This window comes from Sphingobacterium sp. G1-14 (genome assembly GCF_002196555.1).
Lineage (GTDB): Bacteria > Bacteroidota > Bacteroidia > Sphingobacteriales > Sphingobacteriaceae > Sphingobacterium > Sphingobacterium siyangense.
Map to the genome: position 1 here is coordinate 5,938,792 of NZ_CP021381.1, position 17,441 is coordinate 5,956,232.

Consider the following 17,441-nt stretch of genomic DNA (forward strand, 5'->3'; position numbering starts at 1 on the left):
AAATCCCCCAAAAATATGCCTTTATTTATTTCCAATATTCAAGAAATTTAAGTAGTCTTGTAGGATGGATACTTTAAAAATCAGTAATTATGAAGCGCAATCGTTTGTTCATTCCTTATTCCTGCTGATTTACCAATCCTCGAACGATAACTTAACTAAATATAATAAAACAAAACATGACCACTAATCCTAACGTTGGTAAAACAGCTTTCCGCCCTATGGCCATCTGCTGTGGTTTATTTTTTATCCTCGGTTTTATTACCTGGGCAAACGGAACCTTAATTCCATTCTTAAAAATTGCTTGTAACCTCGAAACAGATTTGCAAGCTTTCTTCGTAACCTTTGCTTCCTATATTGCTTATTTTTTCCTAGCACTTCCAAGCTCAGTCATCATTAAAAAAATTGGTTTCCAAAATGGTTTAGTTGTCAGTCTTATTATATTAGGTTTAGGATCTTTGATCTTTATTCCTGCGGCAGATAATAGAAGCTACGGCCTATTTTTAACAGGAATTTTCATCCAAGGTTCAGGAATGGCATTATTACAAACAGCCGTTAACCCTTACTTAAGTATTATTGGTCCCATTGATAGCGCTGCACAACGTATTTCAATAGCTGGATTTTTCAATAAATCGGCTGGTATCATTGTACCTATCCTTTTCGGAACACTCTTTTTAAAAGATGCTCAAAAGGTAACAGCAAAATTGGAAGCAACAACGGATCTTGTCCAAAAGAATGCGATCTTAGATGATCTTCTTCAACGCGTACATACTCCATACATCTCGCTAGCAATTATATTCGTTGCCTTCGCAATATTCTTAAAGTTCACACACCTGCCTGAGGTCGATGTGGATGCAGAAGAAGAAACCAGCGCAGAAAGCGGAACTGTGGCAGCAAAGAAAACATCGATATTTCAATATCCACATTTGTTCTTGGGAGCTTTGGCAATCTTCTTCTGTGTGGCCGTCGAAGTTATGGCGGGAGATATCATTGGCGTCTATGCACGCGAACTGAAAGTTGATCCTTTCTTTACAACCTATGCAACAGCATTTACACTCGCTTGTATGTTGATCGGTTATATTATTGGTATTATTTCTATTCCAAGATTTGTATCACAACAAATGGCCTTACGCATTTGCACAATCATTGGCATCACATTCACCATTATTTCTGTTTTTACGACTGGTACAACTTCATTTATATTCGTTGCCTTGTTAGGAATCGCTAACTCCCTCATGTGGCCAGCGATCTTCCCGCTAGGAATTAAAGGCCTCGGAAAGTTCACGAAAACAGGGTCAGCCATCATGATTATGGGTATTGCAGGTGGTGCTATATGGCCTTTGATCTACGGATTGTTAAAAGATCATTTACATATTGATTTTCAACATGCATTCCTATATGCAATGATTCCGGGCTATCTATACATTATGTTTTTCTCTATAGTAGGCCATAAAGTTGGCAAAACGAATTAATGTAAATCCATCTTATATTTTAGGAAAAAAGGGCATCTAAAAAATAGATGCCCTTTTTTCTTAAAATTCTTCCTATTTTTAGGAGATAGATGCTGTAAGAGCCATTAAATATTACAGCCATGCTATAATCAGATTTTCTGTTTTTCAACAGGAGAAATAGAAGTTATGATCAAATGCATATCAAGAGCATATTGAACCACAGGATTAAGCATACAACAAACAAACAATGATACAGATGAAAAAGAATCTTTTTGCAATTGCCATTGCCGCAACAATGATGTTTACGGTCAACGAATCTTTTGCTCAGCTAAAGCTACCTGCAGCAAGTAGCTCACAGACAGTTACACAAGGTTTAGGTATTGAAAACGTAACCCTTAATTACAGCAGACCTAGCGTGAACGGTCGTAAGATTTTTGGTGATCTTGTTCCTTACAACGAAGTATGGCGCACAGGTGCAAATACAAATACCACATTAACTTTTGAAGGGGATGTTGAGCTGAATGGACACAAGCTTTCCGCCGGAACCTATGCTCTTTTCACAATCCCCAACAAATCGGAATGGACGATCATCATCAGTAAAAACACAAAACAATGGGGCGCCTATACCTATAAACAAAGTGAAGATGCTTTGCGCTTCAATGTGAAACCTCATACGCTAGCAAATCCAGTAGAAACTTTCAGCATTTCTTTCGACAATGTTACGCCTACAGGTGCTGTATTGAGTTTGGCTTGGGAAAAAACGTCAGTAAAGGTTGATCTCAAAGTCAATCAACAGGCTAAAATATTAGCTTCCATCGACGAAGCTATGAAGGGCGAGAAAAAACCTTATTTTGCCGCAGCCCAATATTACTTCAGTAATAACTTAGATCTAAATAAAGCGCTAAACTGGTATGACGAAGCCGCCAAAGCTCAACCTAAAGCTGCCCACGTCCTTTATTGGAAAGCAAAAGCTCAATTAAAAGCTGGAGATAAAAAAGGTGCAATAGAAACTGCAACGAAAGGTCTTGAAGTTGCCACAGCAGATAAAAATAGTGAATACATCAAATTGAACACACAAGTTATCAACGCTGCAAAGAAATAGGTATTTATAGCTAAAAAATGCCCCCAGAAAGTATCTCACTTTTTGGGGGCATTGCATTTAAAGCCTTTTTTATAAATCGGCTTTTAGTTTTATAGCTCGTCTTTTAGCAATTGCTCAAGTTCTTCTGGTGAAACGTTCATATTGACATTTCCGTCTTTCGCAAAAGAGATCTCACCGGTCTCTTCAGAGACAATAACAGCAATCGCATCCGAGATTTCCGTCACCCCAATAGCAGCGCGATGGCGTAGTCCGAATTGCAGCGGCAAATCCTCACTATCCGACAATGGTAGCACACAAGATGCTGTCATAATCTTAAAATCAACAATAACGACTGCTCCATCATGCAAAGGACTATTTTTATGAAAGATACTTTCAATCAGGCGCTTCGAAATATGGGCATCGATATACTCACCACTACTCTGATAATACTCCTCATCAAAATATTTTGAAAAAACCAATAAAGCACCTGTCCGTGTACGCGACATGCTTCTACAGGCTTCAATAACCGGTTTTAAGTCTTCCGTCAAATCCTTTTGTATAGCTTTCTTATTCCCGATAAATGACCAAAAAACTTTTTTCCGTTTCATGGATATGTTCTTCCCAACGTGCAGTAAGAACCGCCTGATTTCCTGTTGGAACACGACAATCAATGCAATGGACCCTACAGATATAAAACCGCCGAATATCTCGGTCAGTAAACGCATGTGCATCTGCTTAACGACTATATAAACACCATAAAACAGTGCTACACCAATCAGGATATTAACAGCAATGGTCCCTCTAATCAAACTATAGATATAGTAGATAATAATCGCTACCAATATGATATCAATAACGTCCAATAGGCGAAAGCCGCTAAACAGGCTATAGTCGATTCCATCCATATATGCAAGTTAAAAAAAAATAGATATTATTTGTATTTTTACAACATAACATACAGGAAAATGACTAGACTTTCAGTAAATATCAATAAAATCGCAACGCTCAGAAATTCCAGAGGTGGCAATAATCCTAATCTAGTATCTGCAGCATTAGCCTGTGAACGTTTTGGAGCACAGGGTATCACTGTCCACCCGAGACCTGATGAAAGACATATTCGCTATCAGGATGTCTTTGACTTAAAAGCAGCAATCCAGACCGAACTCAATATTGAAGGAAATTGCCAGGAACAGAAATTTATTGACCTTGTATTGGCCAATAAACCAGCACAAGTAACCTTAGTGCCAGATACCGAAGGACAATTGACCTCGAATCATGGCTGGGATACCATTAAGAACAAAGCCTACCTACAAGATATGTGCAAATTGTTCAAAGATGCAGGTATACGTGTTTCTATTTTTGTTGATCCGGTTGAAGAAATGGTAGAGGCTGCGGCAGAAACAGGAACAGATCGCATTGAACTTTACACAGAAGGTTTTGCCACGGAATATGGCTTTGACAAGGAACTCGCTATAAAACCGTATTTCAAAGCTGCATTAAAAGCACGTGAAGTCGGTTTAGGTCTAAATGCGGGCCATGACTTAGATCTCAACAATTTGCAATATTTCAACCAACATATCCCTGAACTCCTGGAAGTAAGTATTGGCCATGCCCTCATCTCTGATGCACTATACCAAGGATTAGAAGAAACAATCAAACGTTATCTGGCTTGTTTGAAGTAATAGCATGTTCGGCGAAGAGCGCTAACTTTATAAATGAGCTTCTTGTGATCTACCGAATTGCACAAAAATGCATAAATAGAAAAGGGCTTTCTTAAACGAAAGCCCTTTTTATTACCCTCAAAATAGCAAAACTATTGCTGAACTTGCAATTATTAATGAATTCCTTTAAAGATACGGTTCCAGCGAATTTTCGAAAGTCCTGTACCAATGTCATCCCAGCTCATCCAAGTAAATAAAGCCTTTCCGACAACATGATCTTCGGGAACAAATCCCCAGCCCCTTGAATCCAGGGAATTATGGCGATTATCACCCATCATCCAAAAGTAATCCATTTTAAACGTATAATGGTCTGCTTTCACATCATTGATATAGATCCCATCCGAACGTTTTTCTAACTTGTTATTCTCGTAAACACGGATAGCTCTTTCATAAATGGGCAGAGTCTGTGCATTTAATGCCACTGTCCATCCTTTCTTCGGGATTAAAATCGGTCCAAAATTGTCAAAATTCCATTTGTATTGTGGATCATACGGATAAGCTCCTTCTCCAACAGGATTCCTTCTGATTTCTTTGACATTCGACCAAGATTTTACAATGGCTAGTTCATCTTTTGTCATGAACAACTGATAAACGCCAGGCTGCTGATCGCCACCGACCGCTTCTATTCTCAACTCCCGTAATCTATCCATATTTAATGGGGTACCATCCGTTAATACAAGATAGTCCAATTGGCTTTCTGGAGGATCAAATCCTGGTTGATCGTTCACAAAGAGTTTAGCATCTTTCATGAAAATCTTATCGCCAGGCAATCCAACACAGCGTTTAATATAGTTCTCCCTCTTATCGATAGGTCTTGCCTGAATTGTAAACTGAGAATTGATAGTCTGCCAACCATAAACTCGAACAAGATCATAATAACTTGAATTTTGGTTTTCAAGCGCGACAGTGTCACCCGCAGGAAAATTGAAAACAACGACATCATTACGTTCAATTTTTTGAAATCCTGGCAAACGTTTATAAGGAAGCTCAATCAATTCAGAATATGCTTTTCCGCCAGTGATGGGCATCGTATGATGCGCAAAAGGAAAGGCAATCGGCGTATTAGGAACACGGGGGCCATAATTTAACTTGCTCACAAATAAGAAATCCCCGATCAACAAGGTACGCTCCATAGATCCTGTTGGAATCATATAAGCTTCAATCAGGAAGCCACGAATAAGCGATGCCGCTACGGTTGCAAATACAATGGCATCTGCCCATTCGCGTACCATCGATTTCTTGTACGGATATTTAATTTTATATTCTTTATAAGATTCGAGTGCAATTTCGGCACGCTTCTCTTCAGTCAATTCAAGACCTTCTTGGCTTGCAGCCTTTAAATTCTTAGCATATAAGCCATTCAAAAAACGTACGTTATTGTCCTTTGCCCACATTGGCAGAACAATAAAAGGTACTAAAACTGCAGCAGCATTCTCCCAAAAACGGCGTTTTCCAAAGCAATGGATAAAATCAAGGTAAAGATTATAGAAAACAAAGACATTGACAATCGGTACGAGCAATAAAACTACCCACCATGTAGGTCTTCCTGTCAATTTCGCCTGAATATACTGGCTATAAAAAGGTACGATTGCTTCCCAGCCATTTCTGCCAGCTTTAACAAACAATTGCCACAGTCCATATCCCGATATTGCTGTTAAAACCGCAAATATAATTAAGCCCATAATCTACTTATTAATACTATTTATTAAAATCAAAAATTTCAGTAACCTGATAGAAACCTTTTTTGCCATTCAACCATTCAGCAGCAACTACAGCTCCTAAGGCAAATCCATCGCGGCTATGTGCGGTATGCTTAAACTCTATTTGGTCAACCTCAGAACTATAAAGTACCGTATGTGTTCCCGGAACCTCTTCGATACGATGACTTTCAATTAAAAGCTCCTGTGGTTTTGGAATAATTTCATCCTGATCACCAATAACCGTATTCACCCAGTTGGTTTTCACATCGCTATTATCCAATATCCCCTCAGCAATCGTAATTGCTGTACCACTAGGTGCATCCAGTTTGTGAATGTGATGTATCTCCTCTACCTGGACATCATATTGTTTGTACGGCTGTAAGGCCTTCGCCAACATTCTATTGATATGGAAGAATACATTCACTCCGATGGAAAAGTTAGATCCATACAAAATGGAACCATCAGCCTCCAAACACTTCGCCTTAACTTCCTCCAGTTGATCATACCAACCGGTTGTTCCGACGACAATAGGTACACCTGCCTCAAGGCAAAGATTCATATTATCCAGTGCCGCGAAAGGTACACTAAAGTCTATTGCGACATCAGCCCCTTTGATATCATCAGCAGTCAGGTTAGGACGATTATGTTCATCGACAACTAAAAAAATTTGATGGCCTCTTTTCAGTGCGTATCTTTCGATAATCTGCCCCATTTTGCCATATCCCAAGAGAATGATGTTCATATATTTAGAAAAAAAAGTATAGTTTATTTTTAAAATTAAAAAATTCCAATGAAATACCCATGTTTAAAAACCACAAACATCAATCTGAACGAGCAGTGTATATGCAATATTCACTAAAAGACAAATTAGATAAACCCTGATCAACAATCATTTCCAATCGAAATATCCACCTTAGGAATACGGAAGTTAATTGAATTTCATGGTTAATTTAAGTCCTACAGTAGGTTTAAATGAATAAGTTCCCGACGCGAGACTCGCATCCATTAAAGTAGGTCCAATTAAGAAAGCAGTCTTTTTGGGTTTATCGTCGCCAATGCTCCAGCGATATTTAAGCATCGAGTCAATATAAGCCTCTGCGACATTCAGGCCATAAACACCTAACGTAAGTAGCACCATGAGGTCTCGATTTCGCCGCGCATTATCTTTTGCTCGGATGATAGATTGGTCTGAGATTCCGATGTAATAAGGATCAATAGGCTTACCAAGAGCTTTGTCCTGTAACACCCCCAGTAATTCCTTATAATAACGGTTATTAAAATCAAAAACAAGTACGGTTGTTATTAAGCCACCATAGATTGCAGGCACTTTTATCCACCAAACGCCACCGTTGGTATATTGTCCCCAGCCTGGAAGGACCAAAGAACGTTTCCAAGCCTGTTTATTTTTTGCTTCAATAGCCAAGCGTGTCGAATCCTTGAATACAACCTTCTCTTTCGCCTTAGCCTCCTCCTTCTCCCGTTTTTTACGTTCCTTCCGAGATTCCTTCTTTACGGTATCCTGTACCGATTTTTGCTTTATGCTATCTATTTTGACGGGTGTTATTTGTTTCTTAGGAATTGTATCCACAGTCTGTCCATGTACCACCGACAGTGCAAACACCGCAAATATCAAGCTTATTAACTTGGCCATATTACCAATCTAACAATTCAAGAATGCGACTTAAATCATCTTCCGATTCAAAAGGAATCTCAATTGCTCCTTTTCCTTTTGTACTCTTCAGATTCAATTTGACACGAGAAGAAAATTTCGAAGCCAGATCATCTTCAATCTTCTGCAATTGAAAAGACATCGGAGCTTTATCTTTCCCGGCTTTTTTCTTACCGCCTTTTTGTAACTCACGAACCAACTCCTCCGCCTTACGAACGGATAAACCTTGATCAATAATCAACTTAAAGATATAAAGCTGTTTATCAACCTCAGGAATATTAATCAAGGCACGAGCATGTCCCATGGTCAATGCTCCATCACGTATTGCCGCTTGAATGACAGGTGGGAGTTTTAATAAACGGAGATAATTTGTAACAGTAGAACGGTTTTTACTGACTCGCTCCCCCAATTCTTCCTGTTTTAGATTACATTCCTCAATCATGCGCTGAAAGCTCAAGGCTACTTCAATCGCATTTAGGTTCTCCCGCTGAATATTCTCAATCAGGGCCATTTCCAGCATCTGCTGGTCGTTGGCGGTACGGATATACGCTGGGATTTCGGTAATACCGGCCAAGCGAGAAGCGCGGAGACGTCGCTCCCCGGAGATCAACTGATAATTACCGTCCGAAATTTTACGTACGGTAATCGGCTGAATTAATCCTTGTAAAATAATTGATTCCGATAACTCCTGTAAGGCAACCGGATCAAATTCCGTACGCGGCTGAAAAGGGTTGACAGATATTTCTTCTACACGAACATGGCTGATACTGCCATTCTCTTTTGTTGTTTTTACAGCAGTTGATGTAACTAGAGGAGCCTCTTCCACTTGCTGATTACTTTTAGCAGGAACTTCTACACTATCGTTTAATAGCGCACCTAAACCTCTTCCCAGTCCTGTTTTACGCTGATGTGCTGCCATATTATGCGGTTACTGTTTTATTCATTTCATTAAGATGCCCGTTTTTCTGTAAAATCTCGCGTGCCAAATTCAAATAATTAATTGCCCCTTTGCAGGACGCATCATGCATGATAACAGAAATTCCAAAGCTTGGAGCTTCGCTCAAACGGGTATTTCGCTGAATAATCGTATCAAAAACTAAATCTGTGAAATGTGTTTTTACTTCCTCGACCACCTGATTTGACAATCTTAAACGAACATCATACATGGTCAACAAAATTCCTTCGATCTCCAAACTTGTATTTAAACGGTTTTGAACGATTTTAATTGTGTTCAACAACTTACCAAGTCCTTCTAGGGCAAAGTATTCGCACTGTACCGGAATGATGACTGAGTCTGAAGCAGATAGTGCATTGATTGTAATTAAGCCTAAGGAAGGCGAACAATCGATGATAATAAAATCATAATCCTGTTTCACCTGATCCAAGATCTTTTTCATCTTGTACTCCCTTTCGTGCATATTGATCATCTCAATTTCTGCCCCAACCAAATCAATATGAGCGGGTAAAAGATCCAAATTTGGTGTTTCTGTTGATTGAATCGCCTCACGAGGATCCAAATCATTTACCAAACATTCGTATACACTTGCGCTGATTGTACGAGGGTCAAAGCCAATCCCAGAAGTAGAGTTTGCTTGGGGATCTGCATCGACCAACAATGTTTTATATTCTAAAACCGCCAAACTAGCCGCCAAATTAATTGACGTTGTGGTTTTTCCGACCCCACCCTTTTGATTTGCGATTGCAATTACTTTTCCCATCTTGAATGAAAACCTTTCTTAATTAAAATGTCTTTTTATACTACATTTCACTTTTTTGAAGATCAATTTGCCAAATTTTTTATCCGTAATTCAAATTAACAAAACAAATTCAGCATATTTCGTACTTTTGATTGATCGAAAGCACATATCCTCAGGATGCTAAGATACAAAAAATCAAGATATGTATCCACTTTGAAACTGCGCTTTTTATAAGTATCAACAACACAATGATTTTAATAATATCCGGAACAAACCGTCCCAATAGTAAGACGTTAAAAATAGCAAAGTGCTACCAGCAATTACTTGACCGTAAGTCAATTGAAAGTGACATCTTTTCGTTGGAAGATCTACCAGCAAACATTTTAGAAACAGATCTTTATGGCAAAAGAAGTACAGCATTTGAACCTATCCAAGAAAAGATCAGTAAAGCGGATCTGTTTATTTTTATCGCACCAGAATACAACGGAAGTATACCAGGAGCGCTCAAGCTTTTTATCGATTGCTGCACTTTTCCGATCAGCTTTTATCACAAGAAAGTTGCATTGGTCGGACTATCTTCGGGACGCTATGGCAACCTCCGCGGCATCGATCATCTGACCGGCATATGCCACTACTTAAGAATGCACGTGCTTCCCCTCAAGATCTTTCTACCCAATGTTCAGAACGAACTGAATGATGAAGGGCAGTTATTCAAAGAAGATACGCTGCAATTTATCAACGAACAGATTGAGGAGATTATCCGGTTTTAATACGCTAGTTTTAGTAGCCACGATAGCGAATTCACCCTAAAACTAATCCTACTCACGAACAGTGAAACAAGGATTCTGTAGCGTGAAACAAGCATAAAAAAACAAAGGGCATCACAAAACCTGATACAAAAAAAGCCTCCGGCAAACACCGGAGGCTTTTTTAATTTCATACGCTAATCTAATTCTGAAGACAAGCCATCCGGGATCTAATAGCCGAAGATCTCTTTAAGATCCAGCTTTTTAACCTCGCCCAGTTTCGCAAGATCTTCTGGCTTAAGACTTTCTTCCTTCGCTACAATACAGTAAACGTACGGCTTTTGACTCATTTCTTTCTTGTGGAAAGTATTTAGATCGCCATAAGTTAATTTTGGCGCTTGCTCATAGACAACTTTACGAATATCAGTTGCATTTCCCAAACGTTGTGCAGCCAGATAACTACCTAAGATAGAAGCATTCAATACACGTTCACTGGCAATTGATTTTTCCAGACTTACTTTAGCAATATCCAGCCCCTTAGCACTTTCTGGCAACACATCCAGCAACTCATTCATGCCTTTAATCGCATCGTTAAATTTATCGGCCTGCGTCCCAACATAGGCTCCAACAGTATAGTGATTTTCCTTTTTATAAGGCTGTCCGTAATAAGCATAAGTTGAATAAGCCAATGCTTTTGATTCACGGATAGTCTGGAAGACAATACTTCCCATTCCGCCACCAAAGTAATTATTAAACAATGAAACAGTTGGTGTTAAGGCACTGTTGTATACTCCTGAACTTCTATACCAAAACACTTCAGCCTGCTTCATATCAAAATTAGCAAAAAGGACCTGGTTCTTGCTTGTTGGCAATTCTGCAAACACGACCGCCTTTTTCGCCTGAACATACTCTCCAGCACCTTGTTTCAAAGGTTTCGCTTTCGCTACAAATTCCGAGGCAGTTAACGGGCCAAAATAAAGCATCGTATGTTTCATATTAGCCAAATCGTGCAATGCCTTCACCAAATCCTCCGCTTTTAAAGCATCCAATTCCGCATCTGTAAACACATTATTAAACGGATTTTTAGCGCCATATTTAGCATAAGATTTTAGGCCTTCCATGATCGCGCCCTTGTTTTCTTTCGCATTTGCTCTCGCTTTTTTAAGACGGGCAATATACATTTTGAAAGCCTCCTGATCAGCAACACAATTACGCAACAAATCCTGAATCAAGTTCAATGTAGCCGTAAAGTTGGAATTCAAACCTGAAATCGACACCATGGTTTCCTCATTTCCTGCAGACACCGAAAAATCAGAAGCCAATTGATAGAAATCCTTGCTGAATTGCTCACTGGATTTGTCTTTTGTACCCAAAAACTCAAGATAGCCCGCAGCCAATGAAAGTAACTTATTGCTCCATTTTCCACCATCAAAACGATAAGACAGCGAAAACAGCTCATTATCTGAGTTCTTTACAGCAAGTACTGGTAAACCGTTCGCTGTAGCTTTCTGAATATCTTTATTATAATCGACCCATACCGGTTGGATTTTATCCTCTGGCATTGCTTCAACCCGCTTCAAGAACTCAGACTGGTCATCACGATTCACCGTTACAGGAGTAATCTCAGGTTTAACAACTTTAACAACATTATTATCAACGCCCTTACGCTTATAAACAACTACATAATTATTGTCATTCAAGTATTTGTTAGCAAAATCCACTACATCTTGCTTGGTGATTTTATTCAATTCATCCGAATAGCCCACAACAGACGCCCAATCCTGACCCGAAGTAAAGGCATCCATCAATGATTCAGCCCGGTCACCATAACTTTCATTCTGTTTGATTTCATCTTTCTTCGCGTTGTTGACAATGGCTGTAATCAAATCATCCGAGAATTCACCTTTTCTCAATTTCGCCAATTCTTGCAACAGCAGCTGTTGCACCTCTTCCAAGCTCTGTCCCTGACCAGGATTACCCTGCAACAGGAGCAAAGAGTAGTCTTTTAACACATAAGGAAAAGCACCTGCACCTAATAATTTTTGATTCTTCACCAAATCCAGATCAATCAAACCAGCAGAACCATTTGTCAAGATCTGACTCATCAGATTAAGCATACGGGCATCCTTTGTCGCAGCCCCAGGAAAACGGAATCCCATTAACATAAATTCAGCATCCGGACCTTTAACCTCGCGGACAACAGGAGTTAAAATTGGTTTCTCCGCATCAAAAGTATAGGCCGGAACTTCTTTCGCCTGCATAAAAGCAAAAGTCTTATCCACCTTTTTCACCACCTCGGTAGGATCAAAATCCCCCGACATTATCACCCCCATATTATTAGGGACATAATAGGTATGAAAATATTCACGAATCGCTTTCAAAGACGGATTTTTAAGGTGCTCTACCGTACCAATTGTCGTCTGCTTTCCGTAATTATTATTGGGAAACGCTGCTGAAAACATCGACTCCACAGCCTTACGATTATCTTTATCCAAGCTGATATTTTTCTCTTCATATACAGCTTCCAGCTCAGTATGGAACAGACGCAATACCGGATATCTAAACCGTTCTGCCTGTACAGCAAGGTACTTATCCATTACATTACTAGGAATTTGCTCCTGATAAACAGTCTGCTCAAATGAAGTGAAAGCATTGGTACCTTCCGCTCCCATTGATGCCATCAATTTATCATACTCATTCGCAATAGCATATTTCGCAGCTTCTCCAGATACTTTATCGATTTCCTTATAGATTGCTTTCCGTTCGGTTTCGTCTGTTGTACCATTGTATTTCTCATAGAGCGCATCAATCTGATCTAACAAAGGTTTCTCCTTTGCCCAGTCTTTAGAGCCAAATTTATCCGTTCCTTTGAACAACATATGCTCGAGGTAATGAGCCAAACCGGTGTGATCTTTCGGATCTGTTTTACTCCCCGCCTTTGTTGCAATGTAAGTTTGAATACGTGGTTCTTTTTTGGTCGGACTCAAAATCACAGTTAAGCCATTTTTTAGCTTATAAAACCGTGAATGTGTAGGATCGTTGGTTACATACTTGTAGGTGTACCCCCCCTCAGATGCTTCTTTCCAATCAAATTTGGTGTTTTGGGCAAACAAAGCACCCCCTGCTGTTGTTAGTGCAAACGTAACAGCAGTAATTCTAAATAGGTTTTTAATCATATTTCCTTTTTCTTTTCACTTCAAACTTAGATAAATTGCTTTTTATATGCAATACAATTAAAGACATAAACAATAATTATTTACCCATTTGAGATCCTGATGGTTAAGCCGCCCAGTTTCTCTCGCCACTAACCGACAAGATGTGGCTGAAAAATGGCATTTTTTACATCTAGATTTCGCTACTGTTTAAATACTATTGTTACAATGATATATCATTCTTATTTTTGCAAAAATTTTAAAAAACGCTAACGTTTTATTTCATGAGATCAAGAATACTTGCTTTTGTGGCCCTGGCACTACTCTCCTTTCGTGCCACTGCACAGGTCACACCCCGAATAGAGAATCCGAAAGACACTTTACAAAGCCGTACCCCAGCCAAGACGAGACTTATATTTCAACTTGAACATGAAAGCGGGGGCGAACTCAAATTCAATGAGCGCTCCAAAGAAACCCTTGCTGACTCATACTATAGTGGACTAAATTTCAGAGTCGGTTTTCAAACTCAGTTTCAAGACTCATTAAAGAGCATTTACAATGAAATATACAACTATCCGATATACGGCATCGGAATCTACAGTAGTACTTTTGGTCAGGAACACCTCGGACGACCTTTCGCGGCCTATGGCTTTGTCGCCATTCCCATTAGACCAAAAGTAAACTCGAGGTGGAATTTCAACTATCGGATTGCACTCGGTCTCTCTGGCAGATTCAACCCCTATAATGAAGAAGACAATCCTTTCAACCTACTTATTGGCAGCAAAAACAATGTATTTATTGATCTTGGACTTCAGGCCAACTACCGTCTAAATAAAAACTTCCAGGTTGGGGCCGGCGCAGCCTTTCATCACTTCAGCAATGGAGCCCTGGCATTACCGAACACCGGGATAAACCTCGTCCCCTTGAGCCTATCTGTTTCGTATACACCAACAAACAAACCTTTTGATTACAGAAAAACAAGTATTCCACAACTGGAGAAAACAGAGGAACTCCATTTCAACTATGCCTTTGGCTTCAAACAGATTGACCGCGAACACGATGGCCAATATTTTAAATCTACATTAGGCGCATACTACAGCAGGCATTTCGGCTACAAATGGCGGCTTGGCGCTGGGTTCGATGCATTTTATTCAGCTAGCGGAAACGATGAGAAGGTTGCCGGCGATCAAGCCGGGAAATTCTCAGCCCTATTTTCTTACGGCCCAGCATTCTACATTGATCATGTGTTAAATTCACGTCTATACATCAACGGAAATGTAGGAGTCTACCTTCATCGCAACGAATTCAATGGCGAAAGCATGCCCGTGTATTTAAGAGCAGGTGTACGTTATAAAGTATACAAAGATTTCTTTGCCGGTGTTTCCATTAAAGCCCATGGCGGTAAAGCTGATTTTATTGAATGGACGACAGGTTACGGAATTAAACTAGGTAAGAAACGGAAATAGTAAGAAAATAAACGCGAGGGATTCCCGAGACAGATTGAATACCGGATCGGGGACTTTCAAATTTACAGCGCATTCAGCCCATAAAAAAAAGCGTTCATGAAGAACGCTTTTTTTTATCGTGGGGATTACTGGGTTCGAACCAGTGACCCCTACCTTGTCGAGGTAGTGCTCTAAACCAGCTGAGCTAAACCCCCTAACGAAAAAAAAGCACCATTTGATGATGCTTTTGTGGAGGCTACAGGATTCGAACCTGTGACCCTCTGCTTGTAAGGCAGATGCTCTGAACCAGCTGAGCTAAGCCTCCGTTTTGGATTGGTGGAGAATACTGGATTCGAACCAGTGACCCTCTGCTTGTAAGGCAGATGCTCTGAACCAGCTGAGCTAATTCTCCGACTTTTGTATGGTGGAGGCTACAGGATTCGAACCTGTGACCCTCTGCTTGTAAGGCAGATGCTCTGAACCAGCTGAGCTAAGCCTCCATACTTTTTTAAAGAACGCCGTTCCCTAATTGCGTGTGCAAATATAGCTTAAAAATTCTATTCTCAAAATTATTTTATAAGATTTTATGCCTTTAATATCACAACAAGCTAAGAAACACCGAAATAATTTTTAATCATAGAACTTCCAAGAAATACCAAACCTAAAATTAGCACTATTCATCGGATAACGTCTGACCGTATAGTAACCATGCGGATAGAAGTTCTGATTTAAAAAATTATAACTCAAAAACATATTTACCCGTTGTATATTCGCTGTAATCCATAAATCCATGATCGGATATGTCGAAAACTCAATCTGTTTGTAAGCATTGTAAAACTGTCCTGTCCCAATCGAATAATTCGGATTGGCATAGGGTGTGTTGAACTTTGCGTCCAGACCGATACTATAATCAATAACTTTATAAAACAGGTTACTGTAATACAAACTATGCCAGGTATACAGCTCCGGAACAGCCAGTGTGTTCTGTTGATCTGTCTTTTGATAGACCACAAGATTATCGAAGGTAAAATGGTTTAATTTAAATTTTTGTCCAACGGTTACCTTTAACAAATTAGCTTTATCCAATTGTGCAGGAACAATCCATTTATCTTTCTTCGGATCGTTCTGTGGATTGGACAACTCTTCGAAATAGGTATAATTGTTCATCAGAAAATACTCCACCTTGCCATGGAAACCAAGCATCGGATTGGCATATTGAAAACCCAGATTCTGAATTTTCGTCTTTTTAAGATCTAAATCATTCCATTTTCCGTAGGTATAATTCAAATTCTCGAAAACCATCTCCGGGGATTTGTTCTGTGAATAAGCTGACAACGTCACCTTTCCGATTTTATCCCCCATCGAGATATCCGCTTTAGCTTCATACAAGAAATCTCCAAAGTTGTGGCCAAATACGATTTGATTCGCTTTTAAACTAAAATCAAGTCGATCTGAAAACTTATACCCTAATTCACCTTTCACGATCCCGTTCTGATAAAAACGATCAAATGTCGTGCTATCCGGCAGCTTCTTCAGCGGCTGTGGATAAGCTGAAGTATTATTATAATACCGCATGGAGTCCAACTGATTCTGCTCTACCCAGTTCATATCGTGCTGAAAAGCCAAATTCAACTTTGCCTCGTTCTTAAAGACCGACTTTCCTCTGAGAAAAAAGTTATATTCAAATTCATTGGAAACATTCGTGATCAGCGTCTTATCATTGTTTAGCGCCAATGCCCTATTATTGTATGGCAAAGCTGCATTTTGGTCATCCATGTTCTTGAAGAAACTATAAGTCTGCCTTCGGATGCGGGTATTATGTGCCATGCTATTCGTTGGACGGATCTCCATCGTAGGCTTACCTTTATCGATCGTATCCAATCGCCCCAAATAAAGTGACTGTCTCAGGAAAAATGAATTATCCCACCATTTAGACCGAGGTATATTTGTATTACTCGCATCATAGAATTTTGGTATAAATCGGTCCGGCGATTGTCTATTTCCAGGCGCAAATGGAAGATCTTCCGTAATAGAACCATTCTCCATGGCATCCAAACGATTAAATACCCCATTGATCAACAAATTATAGCGATTATTTTTTGATTCATACCAGGATGCCACCGAAGCTTTTAAATCGGAGTAATTCTGTCCAAGGTAAAATCCATCCGTTTTGGTGGAATGGAAATCGACATTCATATTCCATTGGGAATTGATATTCTGGGCCACCCGAGCTCTAAAAACCTGATCATTAAAAAAGAATCCTACCGCAGACAATTCGGAGTACCTCGCACGGGCCCTAAAATATTGGACCGAATCGGGGTTCAATAAATAACGTTCCAATGCTGTAAAACCAGACTGAAAGCCAATGGTCTTTTTAGGCTGGAACAATAGATCCCGTGTGGCAAGCCCATAGGCTCCAAGGTTCACACTGGGATTCCAGGGTAAATTCTGCGGATTATAATATTGATAATTATGATGTGACGTATCAATCTGCCGTGTATAAGTGCCTTTTTTTAGCATATCCAACGTTGCATATCGGATATACTTTGCAGACAGGATAACAGAATCCTTCTTTCCATCCTCCTTGGCTCTCGCCGAATCCAATGCACTGCTCCAATCCTCTTTGCTCTGCGCAATAACATCCACGGAATAAATAAATAAAACACACCATGCGGCAAGTATGCGTACGATCAACTTCATCTAAAATTATATAAAAACCAAAAAAGCTAAATTCACCTGAATGAACCAATTACACTTCACCCCACACAAATCCAACAACCTT

The 17,441-nt window shown here is 39.6% G+C and carries 13 protein-coding genes and 4 tRNA genes; 5 read left to right on the forward strand and 12 right to left on the reverse strand.

Annotated elements, in window-relative coordinates:
* Positions 1 to 176: 176 nt before the first annotated feature.
* Together gluP and CBM24_RS25480 are read left to right on the forward strand one after the other, a co-directional pair.
* Positions 177 to 1,469 carry a glucose/galactose MFS transporter gene (gene gluP, locus CBM24_RS25475; RefSeq protein ID WP_075994474.1) on the forward strand — a complete coding sequence of 431 codons (1,293 nt, stop codon included), beginning with the start codon at positions 177 to 179 and terminating at the stop codon, positions 1,467 to 1,469.
* Positions 1,470 to 1,704: 235 nt separating this feature from the next.
* Positions 1,705 to 2,550 (forward strand): DUF2911 domain-containing protein, encoded by an 846-nt coding sequence (locus tag CBM24_RS25480; RefSeq protein ID WP_088163797.1) that lies wholly within the window; start codon positions 1,705 to 1,707, stop codon positions 2,548 to 2,550.
* Positions 2,551 to 2,639: 89 nt separating this feature from the next.
* Here CBM24_RS25480 and cdaA read toward each other — a convergent pair whose 3' ends face one another.
* On the reverse strand, positions 2,640 to 3,434 hold the full coding sequence (cdaA, locus tag CBM24_RS25485; RefSeq protein WP_046672648.1) for a diadenylate cyclase CdaA: 795 nt from the start codon (positions 3,432 to 3,434) through the stop codon (positions 2,640 to 2,642).
* Positions 3,435 to 3,494: 60 nt separating this feature from the next.
* On the opposite strand from cdaA, the gene CBM24_RS25490 reads away from it, so the two are divergent.
* A complete protein-coding gene (locus CBM24_RS25490) occupies positions 3,495 to 4,211 on the forward strand; it encodes a pyridoxine 5'-phosphate synthase (RefSeq protein ID WP_088163203.1) in 717 nt (238 codons plus the stop codon).
* 152 nt (positions 4,212 to 4,363) lie between these two features.
* Here CBM24_RS25490 and lepB read toward each other — a convergent pair whose 3' ends face one another.
* From lepB to CBM24_RS25515, 5 genes are all read right to left on the reverse strand, one after another.
* Positions 4,364 to 5,932 (reverse strand): signal peptidase I, encoded by a 1,569-nt coding sequence (gene lepB / locus CBM24_RS25495; protein ID WP_088163205.1) that lies wholly within the window; start codon positions 5,930 to 5,932, stop codon positions 4,364 to 4,366.
* A 16-nt stretch (positions 5,933 to 5,948) separates the two neighbouring features.
* Positions 5,949 to 6,692 (reverse strand): 4-hydroxy-tetrahydrodipicolinate reductase, encoded by a 744-nt coding sequence (gene dapB, locus CBM24_RS25500; protein ID WP_075994478.1) that lies wholly within the window; start codon positions 6,690 to 6,692, stop codon positions 5,949 to 5,951.
* Between the two features lie 186 nt (positions 6,693 to 6,878).
* Positions 6,879 to 7,601, reverse strand: a complete 723-nt coding sequence (locus CBM24_RS25505; protein WP_088163206.1) for a DUF5683 domain-containing protein — start codon at positions 7,599 to 7,601, stop codon at positions 6,879 to 6,881.
* 1 nt (position 7,602) lies between these two features.
* A complete protein-coding gene (locus tag CBM24_RS25510; RefSeq protein WP_075994480.1) occupies positions 7,603 to 8,538 on the reverse strand; it encodes a ParB/RepB/Spo0J family partition protein in 936 nt (311 codons plus the stop codon).
* Between the two features lies 1 nt (position 8,539).
* On the reverse strand, positions 8,540 to 9,337 hold the full coding sequence (locus tag CBM24_RS25515) for a ParA family protein (protein ID WP_070561294.1): 798 nt from the start codon (positions 9,335 to 9,337) through the stop codon (positions 8,540 to 8,542).
* 227 nt (positions 9,338 to 9,564) lie between these two features.
* Between CBM24_RS25515 and CBM24_RS25520 the strand changes: the two genes are divergently transcribed.
* Positions 9,565 to 10,086: an NADPH-dependent FMN reductase gene (locus tag CBM24_RS25520; RefSeq protein ID WP_088163207.1), complete on the forward strand. Its 522-nt coding sequence runs from the start codon at positions 9,565 to 9,567 to the stop codon at positions 10,084 to 10,086.
* A 206-nt stretch (positions 10,087 to 10,292) separates the two neighbouring features.
* On the opposite strand, the gene CBM24_RS25525 is transcribed toward CBM24_RS25520, so the two are convergent.
* Positions 10,293 to 13,238 (reverse strand): M16 family metallopeptidase, encoded by a 2,946-nt coding sequence (locus tag CBM24_RS25525; RefSeq protein ID WP_088163209.1) that lies wholly within the window; start codon positions 13,236 to 13,238, stop codon positions 10,293 to 10,295.
* Positions 13,239 to 13,498: 260 nt separating this feature from the next.
* On the opposite strand from CBM24_RS25525, the gene CBM24_RS25530 reads away from it, so the two are divergent.
* Complete coding sequence (locus tag CBM24_RS25530) at positions 13,499 to 14,680, forward strand: acyloxyacyl hydrolase (protein ID WP_088163210.1); 1,182 nt, start codon at positions 13,499 to 13,501, stop codon at positions 14,678 to 14,680.
* A 119-nt stretch (positions 14,681 to 14,799) separates the two neighbouring features.
* Here CBM24_RS25530 and CBM24_RS25535 read toward each other — a convergent pair.
* The 5 genes from CBM24_RS25535 to CBM24_RS25555 form a co-directional block, all read right to left on the reverse strand.
* Positions 14,800 to 14,874: transfer RNA gene (locus CBM24_RS25535), tRNA-Val, on the reverse strand.
* A 35-nt stretch (positions 14,875 to 14,909) separates the two neighbouring features.
* Positions 14,910 to 14,984: transfer RNA gene (locus CBM24_RS25540), tRNA-Val, on the reverse strand.
* A 9-nt stretch (positions 14,985 to 14,993) separates the two neighbouring features.
* Positions 14,994 to 15,071 (reverse strand) — tRNA-Val (locus CBM24_RS25545).
* Between the two features lie 10 nt (positions 15,072 to 15,081).
* Positions 15,082 to 15,159, reverse strand: a tRNA-Val gene (locus tag CBM24_RS25550).
* 130 nt (positions 15,160 to 15,289) lie between these two features.
* On the reverse strand, positions 15,290 to 17,359 hold the full coding sequence (locus tag CBM24_RS25555; protein ID WP_088163212.1) for a putative porin: 2,070 nt from the start codon (positions 17,357 to 17,359) through the stop codon (positions 15,290 to 15,292).
* Positions 17,360 to 17,441: the final 82 nt, after the last annotated feature.